5 protein-coding genes are annotated in these 10,846 nt (G+C 55.3%); all 5 read left to right on the top strand.

The window, feature by feature from the left end; all coding sequences use genetic code 11:
• Positions 1-118: 118 nt before the first annotated feature.
• On the top strand, positions 119-2,248 hold the full coding sequence (locus HMPREF3055_RS04830; protein ID WP_070738317.1) for an S-layer homology domain-containing protein: 2,130 nt from the start codon (positions 119-121) through the stop codon (positions 2,246-2,248).
• A 440-nt stretch (positions 2,249-2,688) separates the two neighbouring features.
• Positions 2,689-4,692, top strand: a complete 2,004-nt coding sequence (locus HMPREF3055_RS04825) for an S-layer homology domain-containing protein (RefSeq protein WP_083318011.1) — start codon at positions 2,689-2,691, stop codon at positions 4,690-4,692.
• Positions 4,693-5,111: 419 nt separating this feature from the next.
• Positions 5,112-6,944, top strand: coding sequence for an S-layer homology domain-containing protein (locus HMPREF3055_RS04820; protein WP_070738313.1), 1,833 nt, complete (start codon positions 5,112-5,114; stop codon positions 6,942-6,944).
• Between the two features lie 472 nt (positions 6,945-7,416).
• Positions 7,417-8,298 carry an S-layer homology domain-containing protein gene (locus HMPREF3055_RS04815; protein WP_070738311.1) on the top strand — a complete coding sequence of 294 codons (882 nt, stop codon included), beginning with the start codon at positions 7,417-7,419 and terminating at the stop codon, positions 8,296-8,298.
• 371 nt (positions 8,299-8,669) lie between these two features.
• Positions 8,670-10,628, top strand: a complete 1,959-nt coding sequence (locus HMPREF3055_RS04810; protein ID WP_070690167.1) for a gluconolactonase — start codon at positions 8,670-8,672, stop codon at positions 10,626-10,628.
• Positions 10,629-10,846 lie beyond the last annotated feature (218 nt).

The raw sequence follows: 10,846 nt of genomic DNA, 5'->3' as shown, positions 1-10,846 counted from the left end.
CCAGAGCAATACGTACCGCAATACCCTTCCCAAGGTTTCACTGTCTCCTCAGACGCTTGATCCGTACCATGCAGGGAAATATAAAGTTACTATTTCTAACATTTCCCCGGAAGTTGATTTGGGGTATTACGTCAAATCCGTCGACATTTATAGTAAAACCGCTCGAAAGACTATCGTCGGAATTACTGACATTCCTTACTTTGATCATGACATTATTGTTGTCCGTAACCCTGACGGTACCCGCACCGTAGAACTTGAAATTGACTCTGCAGTCATCAAGGAGTTGCAGAATGTGTACCTTGGTTCTGAGGCAGAGCTGAGGGTAGCTTTCTCAGATTCTCTTTATCAGAAGGGTAGTCACATTTTTACGGTCACTGCGCCCGTGCAGCTGGCTGCTCCTCCGACCCCGATAAATCCTCCCGCATCTGATGAAGTGCGTTTGAGTGTCACTTCAGGTACCCTCAATATTTCTGAGGGCGGCACTGTCTCTGTGACGACTGCACCGCTGAGTGCTGAGTTCCGCAAGAAGTACACGCTCTTCGAGTTCGGCATTGTGGAGCGAGGGAAGAACTACGAGTGGTCAAGCTACGGCAGTAAGCTACCTGAAGCCCAGTACGGTAAGAGAGTCGCTACCCTTCGAAATCAGGGGAAGGTTCATGAAAACCCTGATGGAAGCATTACGTTCACCTTTGATGTTCGCAAGCAAATCTTTGATGTACCCGAGGGAACTCTCTTCGATGTCGTGTTGACGTTCTACCCGTCTGATGAAGCTGAGCCGGATTTGCGTTGGGAGTCGACAGACCGCCGTCTTACGGCACGAGCTTCTCTGCCGGTAGTGCGTGACCCTGAGCCGGTTCAGCCGACGTACCGTTACAGTCTCTCTGCAATTGACAAGCCGTGGCAGGATACGACTCTGACGGTTGAGGGCTACCATATCCTCGATCCTCATGCGGTAGGCGGTCATGAATCGGTTGCATACCTCACCCTCTACGAGGCTGACCCGGCCACCGGAAAGATTATGGGACGCCCTGTTTTCTCCGACATCATTCCGCTGACAGAGTGCGGACAACTTTGCGGCGGATTCCATAATCGTTACTTCAGCACGGAGATGACAATTCCGGCGGGTACGTTGAAGCCGGGCAGGCTCTACATGATTGGCATCTACGGTTCTAATCTGCCTCGTCCTGGCGAAGAGGAGTACAGCGGTAGCCTACTGACCAGTGTCGCTGAGTTCCTTCCTGTGCGGTCTACGCAGCCTAACCCTGACCAGCCTGTAGCGCGTCCGGACTTGTACATTCTGAATAAGCGCATCAGCCCGTACCAGGAGATGAATACCCTCACCGCACGAGTCTCGAATCTTCCGAAGCTTACCGATGGTCATTACCGTTTCTCGGTTCAGGCAACGGATGATTCTGGCAAGCCAACCGGCGAGAAGGCCCTGGAACAGGTCATTCCTGCTGAGCACCTTCTGAGTGGTTCTACGGATGAGAAGCTGAATATTCCCGGTAGCTCTCTGAATTATGAGGGGTCTTACAGGGTTGTTCTGGAGAAGGTAACCCCCGGCAAGAACGGTGCCGCAGATACGGTCGAGCAGGTCACTTCTGAGGACCTTGAGCTCTTTGTAAGCTACACTGCGGAGCGGGAAGCGGCTGTTGAGTGGGTTAAGCAGCAGGTTCTTCTGGATGAACATAAGGCTGTGCTGAGTCGCCGCGATGTCACGGTGGCGCTGTACCGTCTTGCGGGTGCACCTCATGTTGAGCTGCCTGCAACCAGTCCTTATGCGGATGTAACCCCGGACGATCCGGACTACGCCGCGTACATTTGGGCTCGTCAGAAGGGTATTACCTTCGGTTGGGTCGATGGTAAGTTCCACCCGGAAGCGAACCTTTCGATTGCCTCGACGGTGGCATTCCTGTACAGGTACCAACGAGCGCTAACCCCTGCGTCTTCGCCGGAGTCGAGCAGTTTGCCGTCTTCGTCTGTACCGAAGAGCGATACGTCAGATAGCAGTAATGTACCGGAGGAGTCTCCCACACGGGATTCACGTTCGCGGGTGCACTGGCCCGAGTATGAGCGTATGGACACTGCGTTCTGGAGGGAATCGCTGTGGGCTACCCAGCAGATTATCTGGGGATACGCAGAATATTATCGAGGCCACGGTGAGAATTTCAGCTTGGATACTGTTTCCTCTTGGGAGTTCTCACTGATGCTCTACCGCATGACGCACGGCGGCAGTCGTCTCAAGTAGTTACCCTGAAGTAGTTATTTGAGAGTCGCCTCCCGCGGCCACGCAGCCTGATACTGTGTTGCTTTACAATCGGTGATGGCGGGCTGAAATTTTCGGGCTGATTCGCCCGGCTTTTCAGCCCGCCAGCACTTTCGCTAAGACGCACTGTGCACCCCCTTTTCTACTCAACTTTTCGTTCCTTTTCACCGTTCATTTCTCCCCTTCCACTCAACGTTTTCCCTCACTCACTTCAATCACCGTGCAGAAAACCACTGTGCAAAAAACCACCGTGTAAAGCCGCGGTATAGAAAGCACAGTGCAGAACATTAGATGGGATAACCGTGTCTTCTTTCTTCCGACCAACCACAACTCAGGGTGCTAAAACGCCCGCCATAAAAGCCCCTACCCAAAATGCCCACACTCTAAAGACTCAGGGCAAGAAGGCAATCAGCCTCTCCCTGTTGCTGGGCTTGACCCCGGCTCTGGCGGTCACCCCTGCTGTGCATGCTGATGCGGCACAGGCAAAACCCGCACAGGTGGAGCCTGCTCAAGCGAATCCGGCGAGCACCGCCTCCCCTGCCGCATCGTTGCAGGCAACCCCCGTAGCTGCCACCCCCGATGCCGCAGCCGCTGGCGTCAGCGATGCTGACAAGATTGATTTGAAGGTCACCACCGGCACTCTCAATATTTCTCAGGGTGGCACGGTGTCCGTGACGACTTCCCCGTTGACCCCCGAGTTCCGTAAGAAGTACAAGCTCTTCCAGTTCGGTCTCGTGAACCGTGGTACCGGTTACGAGTGGTCCCGTACCGGCGAGGCAACCCAGAATCCCCTGTACAGCGGCAGGGTCGATCATCTTCGAGAAGACGGTATCGTCCACGACAACCCGGACGGGAGCCTCACCTTCACCTTTGAGGTCAAGAAGCAGACCATCCGGGCCACCCCTTCGCCTGCCCTTGACGTGGTGCTGACCTACTACCCGGCGGGCGAGCGCGAGCCGAACGCCGATGAGTATGAGGACCCCCGCCTTACTGCCCGTACTCCGCTCAGCCTGACTCAGGACCCTGAGCCGGATCGTACTACTTACGTGTACAGCATGCCGGCGATTGATAATCCCTGGGTTGATACGCAGCTGAAGATTGAGGGCTACCATATTCTCTCTAAGCAGCTTGTTGAGCCGGGGAGCGCCCCGGCGTATCTGATGCTGTATGAGGTTGACCCCGCCACGGGGTTGATGGTGGGCAAGCCCGTTTTCACGCATGCAGTTCGTTATACGGATTGCGGTGAATACTATTGCTGGAGCTTCCTCAACAACTATTTCTCTGCTGATGTGACAATTCCTGCGGGCACTTTGCAGCCGGGTAAGTCGTACATGATTGGTGTCTACAGCGGCCTCTTCCCGAATCCGGATGAGGAGAAGGTACCCGGTAGCCTTTTGACGGATGTTGCCCCGTTTATTCCGGTGCGCTCGCCCAACTCGAACACCGAGGTGAAGGATGCCGCCCCGGTTCTGCGCGTTGAGCCGCAGCAGATGGACCAATATCGTTCTGATTCACCGCAAGTGAGCCCCTATTGGGAGAAGAACACGTTGCAGGTGCGTGCCGTGAATCTGCCGAAGCTCACTGAGGGCCATTACCGCTTCTCGCTACAGGCTACGGATGCTTCTGGCAATCTGACCGGTCAGAAGGCGCTGGAGCAGGATATTGCGGCTGACCGCATCCAGAGCGGTTACACGGAGGCAACGCTCACTATTCCCGGTGAGGCGCTGAATTATCAGGGCGGTTACAAGCTGGTTGTGGAGAAGGTTCTTCCCGGTCAGGGTGGTGCCGCGGATTCTGTGCAGCAGGTTGTTTCTACTGACCTTGGTTTGGTGGTGAACGCGTTTGAGGAGCGTGAGGCTGCGAAGAGGTGGTACAAGGCTCAGCAGCTTCCCAAGTCAGATTCCTATTCTTCTGAGAATTTGACGCGCCGTGATCTGACGGTGGCTCTCTATATGCTGGCGGGTTCCCCGAAGGTTGAGCTTCCGGCAACCAGCCCGTATCCGGATGTTCAGCCCAACGACCCGGACTACGCCGCATATATTTGGGCTCGACAGAAGGGCATTACGTTCGGTTGGATTGATGGTAATTTCCACCCGGATGCGAAGGTTTACGATTCTTCGGCGGTGGCGTTCCTGTATAGATATCAGAGGGCGCAGGGTAAGGTTCCTGCGGCGAAACCTCGTCCTGTTTCTTCGGCGTCAAAGAAGAGTAGCCTGCCGGGTGGTTCTTCTGAACGTGGGTGGAATACTGTTCTCGGCTGGCATTACTCGTTCCATAAGGAGTCCCAGTGGGCGATTGATCAGCACATTTGGGGTTATATCAGCGAACAGTCTACCTATGAGGCGTATGGGCAGTCGTTTATTGGGCACACGGAACTCGCTACGATGCTGTACCGCATGGAGCACGGCGGCAGCCGTCTCACATAGTGTCTCGCCGTGGCGTTAGCTATTTTGGTTGGCTTTCGTCAAATAGGCGACTTTATGGCTCTGTTTATGTGCCACTTTTATTGTGGGTGACTTTTATGTTGCCTTGCCCACCGCATTGTGAATATTCTCAACCTGCAGAGGTTGCATAGGTGCGAATTTTTCGAATGCGGTGGGTTTTTTACGCTTTCTTTTTTGTACAGTGACCAGTGTTTGTGCTTATCAGCACACTATTTAGGCATATTTTCCACGTCATGCACATACTTTTTAAAGCTATACTTCACCTTAAGACATGCGATAAAACACACAGGCATTTTTCGCACTGATGACCTTTCAGGTTCCAGCACGTCTTAACTATTTGCTACGGTGTTTATGCGCACCACACTCGATGCGTGACACCGATAAAAACTGATTGGATAACAATGTCCTCACTTCCCAACCACATGCGCTTTGCGCTACCCAAAAATGTGGCCAAGAGCAGCTGCGCCATCACCCTGGCTGGCGCTATGCTCTTGCCTCTCTCCCCCGCGTTTGCCGCACCTGCTACTCCGGTAGCAACCCAGGCTGTTGAACAGGGCGAGGCTCAGGGTGCTCAGCGTCTGCAGGTTACCTCCGGCACTTTTGATATTCTCAAGGGCGGCAACGTGACGGTTAGCGGCTCCGGTTTCTCCAAGGACTTCGTTGCAGGCAAGTCGTTCCGCCTGTACGTTGTTCCGAAGGGTGAAAGCGTCGCTTTCCCGCCGCACCACCCGCGTGATTACCCCTTCTATGTTCAGGATGTTCCCGCGTCCGCTTTTGCGGCTGACGGCACCGTGAACCTGACCGCTTCTATCGGCGCTAACTATCTGGAGGCCAATGGCTCGTCCTTCGATGTTGTGCTCGGTTACCGCGATGACGCTGAAGACGGCTGGATTCCTGCGGATGAGGTTCGTACTGAACTGAAGGTTGCGGATGTTCCCGCCGTTGATTCCCCGACCCTGTCGTACAGCGCTTCGTCGGTGAATGCTTCTAAGAACGCTAAGGTCACTGTGAACGGTGCTGGTTTCCAGAATATTTCGTACAACGGTAGCGAGTCGCTGATTGTTGCGGTTCGTGCGGTTGATCCGGCGACCGGTAAGGCGACCGGCCCCGCACTGGCTCAGTCGGAGGCTAAGTTCACCTCCTACTCTGCTTTCTTTGGTCAGTACATGGGTTACACCAACGGCCGTTTCTCGACTGTTCTGGACATCCCGGCGGGCACCCTGAAGTCCGGCAACTCCTATGTTGTGCAGACTTTCGAGTTCAACGTTCCGGAAGATAACGATGAGGCGAACAGCCAGGCGCTGAGCACTCAGGCGTTTGTTCCGGTGAACGGCGAGAACGTTAAGAAGGCGTCTCCTTCGGTTTCTTTGAGCACTGACAAGGTGGATCTGAGCTCTTCGACCACTATCCGTGTGAAGGGTAAGGACTTCAAGGTTCCGGCTGGCGCTACCGTGAACGTGCTGTTCTCTGAGGCTGAGGCTGACGGCAACCCGACCGGTGAGGCTCTGGATAGCATCACTCTGAACGCTGACCGTGTGGCGACCGGCGCGTTTGAGACGACCGTTAACGTTGACGGCACCAAGCTGGATGAGGATAGCCACTACGCTATTTTCGTAACCATCAACTACGCCGATGGTCAGCGTGAGCGCATCGCGGCTGATTACCTGACTCTGACCGGTGAGTCTGCGAACAAGAAGGCTCGTGAGCGTTTCGCTGATGTTCCGGTTGCTCACGCGAACCACAAGGCTGTTCTGTGGGCTGCTGATCAGAAGCTGATTGATTCTCGCGAGAAGGATTGGTTCGGCGTTAATGATGATGCGACCCGCGGTGAGCTGACTGTTGCGCTGTACCGTATGGCTGGTTCCCCGAAGGTTACCCTGCCGGCTACTAGCCCGTACCCGGATGTGAAGGCCGATGACCCGAACTACGCTGCGTACATTTGGGCTCGTCAGAAGGGTATTACTTTCGGCTGGTCTGATGGTAAGTTCCACGCGAATGCGTCTGTCTCTAATGCTACTGTTGCGGCGTTCCTGTACCGTTTCGATGGTAAGAAGCCGGTTGCTGCGACTGAGGCGCCGTACACCGATGTGAAGGTCGGTTCTGCGTTCTACCGCGAGATCACTTGGGCTAAGCAGCAGAAGCTACAGGTTTTCCCGGGCTCTGAGTACCACCCGTCTGCGCTGGTGAGCCGTGGTGAGCTGGCTGGTTTCTTGATGAACTACAAGGTCCGCTAGGGCTCTATAAGGTTCACTAGGGCTTTATAAGGTTCGCTAGGACTAGTCTCTAGGGTCTATGGATTATGCCGGGCTGGCGGCGATGAAACGTTGGTTTTATCCCGCCGGCCCGGCTTTTCTGTGCCATTGCGGGGTGTTTATGAGGTGTCTGCAAGGTATCTGTAGGGGCGCGTGCGGGACTGTCGCCCGGTGCTGTTCCGCGGTTTTTCGAGGTATTTTTGCCGGCTAACACGCTAATGTGGGCTGTACCGCATGTGGGGCGCACCTCATGCGGTACCCGCTATTGGGCGGATTTTTGGGGTGCTCCACTCCCCTTTTTAAGAATGTTCTGTGGAGTGTAAATTAATATTTTTCAAGCTGTGGTTTATGCTTAGGACTGTTGCGCCCCCTTGGTGCGCACCCTTATCCGGCTGGGTGCGTAGAACTAGAGGGAGCCCATCACACACCGATACATCAACCACATTGAGGATTTATGTCCCAGGATTTTAAGCAGTCGACTGATACTGCCCATAATTCTTCTGCACCTCTGCTGGCACCGGAGGGCACCCCCGAGGCTTCTTCTCAGGCTGAGTCGAAGAAGCGTAAGCGCCGCCGTATTGAGCTGGCTGTTGGCGCTGTGGCGCTGGCGGGTGTTTTGTATCTGCCGTTCTCACCTCTTTTCTCTTTTTATGATCCGTCGGAGGCGCGTCTTTCTTCGGCGGATACTGCTGCGCCGGCGACCGCTTCGGCGATTTCTACTTCTGCTCTGGTGTCGAGTTCTTCGACCCAGGGCCCGAAGATTCTGCATCCGTCCGTGACCGCGCCGGATGCGAATACTATTTTTGCTGATGCCCCTGAGGATTCTGCGTACTATGCGGGTATCCGTTGGGCTGTTCGTACCCAGACGATGGAGCCGGTTTCTGAGGACCATTTTGGTGCTGAGGATCCGGTGACTCGTGGCGAGTTGATCACCATGTTCTATAAGCTGGCGGGTTCGCCGGCGGTGACTCGTCCGGAGCATTCGCCGTATGCGGATGTTGATGAATCTGACCCGAACTATGATGCGTACCTGTGGGCGCGTCAGGAGCGTATTACGTCTGGTTGGGTTGATGGTAAGTTCCATGCGGAGGCGCGCCTGTCGAATGCTTCTGCTGCGGCTCTTCTGTACCGTGCTGATGGTGCGCAGAAGATTCAGATGTCGGGTTCTTCCCCGTTTAGCGATGTTTCGTCTGCGACTCCGTTCTACCGTCAGATTGTGTGGGCGTCTCGCCATGGCGTGTCGACGGTGTCTGAGGGTAATGCTTTTGAGCCGACGGCTCAGACCTCTCGTGGTCGTGTTGCGATGATGATGTACCTGTACTTCCGCACTTCCTAGTTTTCGCCCTTCCTCGTTTCACGCTTCGTTTTAGTGCTTGGTTAGTGTATTTGGCGGCCCCGTACTCCCGTTTGAGGGGTGCGGGGCCGCTTGTGTTTTTGAAGACTGTTGTTTTGAGGACTGTGCGCGGGGTTCAGCATGCTGGGTTCAGTTTTTAACGGCTGGTCAACCTGGGAAAACCCTCAGAACCTTCAAGTCTCTCTTGAGTGTTTCCTGACTTCTATTCGCCCCTTTGATAGGGTGAAATTGTCCCCGAAATTGACGGGGATATTCGACCACTTCTCATTGGGTTGGCGCAGATTCGACGAAGATTTCTCACTCCCTTTTAGAAACTGCATTGGCGCGATGGGTTCGACCGATAAGGAATGATTATGTCCGCTCTTCCGAATTTCAAGGCTTCGTCCTTCTTCCGTGCAGCACGGGGTTGCGGTGCATTGGCGTTGGCTGGCGCGATGGTTTTGCCGATGGCTCCGGCGCTTGCCCAGAATGTTGCCGCAGATGCTCCTGCAGTTGCGGCGGCTGGTTCTCTGCCGGCTGACCCTGCTCCGAAGGCCGCTGTCGCCCAGAAGACTGATGCTTTCGCCCCGCACTGGCGCTACAACGCTCTGAAGGATACCGGTAACGATCAGGTTCTGAACTTCTCAGGTTGGGGTTTCAATGGCGATATTAACTCCCCGAAGGGTGTTCAGATTGTTGTGCGTGAGAAGACCCTGAGGGCGCGGGTTCTGGCGGTTAGCGACATCATCGAATATAACCACGAGGAACTGGCTTTTGCTTACCAGGGCGGCTATGTGACCGGTACCGTCAATATTCCGGCGAACACCCTGAATAAGGCAAAGCAGTACGTTGTCGAGGTGTGGGGCAACAACGGCTACGAGGGCGACGAGTTCATTACCCCCGTCGTGGGTAAGGCACCCGAGGGTCATGGCACCCTGCTCGCTTCTCAGACGCTGAACTTTAACGGTTCCGATGGTTCGCAGGCTGCGGATGTTCCGGGCGCTAAGGCTGTCCAGGAGGACGCTCCGACATTCGACGTTCTGTACGACGGCAAGAATCCGCTACTGTACACCTTTGAGGGCGGCACCGTCCACGTGAAGGGTTCGGGTTTCACCAAGGAGTGGCGTGAAAAGCACGGCAATGTAGCGGTTTACCTGGCCGCTTCTCAGGGTGTTCCCGATGGTGACCTTCTGCCCGCTGATGATACGCCGCTCCGTTTTGAGGAGGGTAAGGACTTCACCATTGCCGAGGATGGCACCCTGGATGCTCAGCTGACGGTCAAGCCGGACGTGCTTCAGCGCTACTACGAGCCTCGCAACTACTTCCCCGGTATCCCGCGTTACGAGGTGCGTTACGAGGTTGACCTGGTTGCTGAGAAGCAGGGTCAGCCCCCGCTGACCGTTGAAGATCTGTGGGCTGGCAAGAACGTGGTGCGCCGTATTGCGGTGCATACTCAGGCGTTCCGCCCCAGCCCGTTTGCCCCCGAGGTGAAGTACAAGGCTCTGGGCGACACCACCGCGGATCAGGATATTTACTTCTCGGGTACCGGCTTCTACGGTGAGATTGCTTCCCCTAAGGGTGTTCAGTACGTAATCCGTGAGAAGGGTTCGAACACCCCGGTTCTGGCGACGAGCGACCTCATTGAGTACAACCATCACGACCGCGCCTTTGAGTTTGTGAATGGTGAGCTGTCCGGTAGCGTAAAGGTTCCGGCGAACACTCTGGATCCCGCGAAGAAGTATGTCGTAGAGGTTTGGGGTAACAACGGTTACGAGAACGGCGAGTTCGTCGCCCCCGTTGTGGGTAAGGCACCCGAGGGCCGCGGTACTCTGCTGGCTTCTCAGGACCTGAAGTTCAAGGGCTCTGACGCTGTTGAGGATAAGAAGCCTAGCTTGACCGATGAGCAGCGTAAGGAGCGCGCTACCCGCGGTGAGCTGGCGGTGGCTCTGTACCTTCAGGCCGGCGCGCCCGAGGTGAAGCTGCCCGAGACCTCCCCCTGGCCGGATGTGAAGACTGACGACCCGAACTACGCTGCGTACATTTGGGTTCGTGAGAAGGGTATCAGCTACGGCTGGTCGGACGGCAAGTTCCACGCGGACGCTGGCATCTCGAACGCTACCGTTGCAGCGTTCACTTACCGCGCGGCTGGTTCTCCTGCGGTGACGGGTAATTCCCCCTACGTGGATGTTAAGCCTGGTTCTGCGTTCTACCGTGAGATTCTGTGGGCTAGCCAGAATTTGACTACGGTGTACGGTGGTCAGTATTTCATTCCTCAGCAGCTGCTGACTCGCGGTCATCTGGAGACTGTCCTGGCTGCTTTCCAGTCTCGCTAAACATAGCCAGCTGAACACCCCCGTGTTCCCGAGCAGGTTTTCTGCCCAGGAGCGCGGGGCTCTGTTTTTGGGGTTTAGCGTGCTGAGTTTAGCGTGCTGGGTTCTCAGTTCTTAGTGGCTGGTCAACCTGTGAAAACCCTCAGAACCTTCAAGTTTTTCTTGAGCGTTTCCTGACATCTGTCCAACCCTTTGATAGGGTGAAAATGTCCCCGAAACCG

Source organism: Rothia sp. HMSC061C12 (genome assembly GCF_001815755.1).
In the GTDB taxonomy this organism is placed as follows: Bacteria; Actinomycetota; Actinomycetes; order Actinomycetales; family Micrococcaceae; genus Rothia; species Rothia mucilaginosa.
Note: the sequence above shows the minus strand (reverse complement) of the source record. Positions and strands in the feature narration are given on the sequence as shown.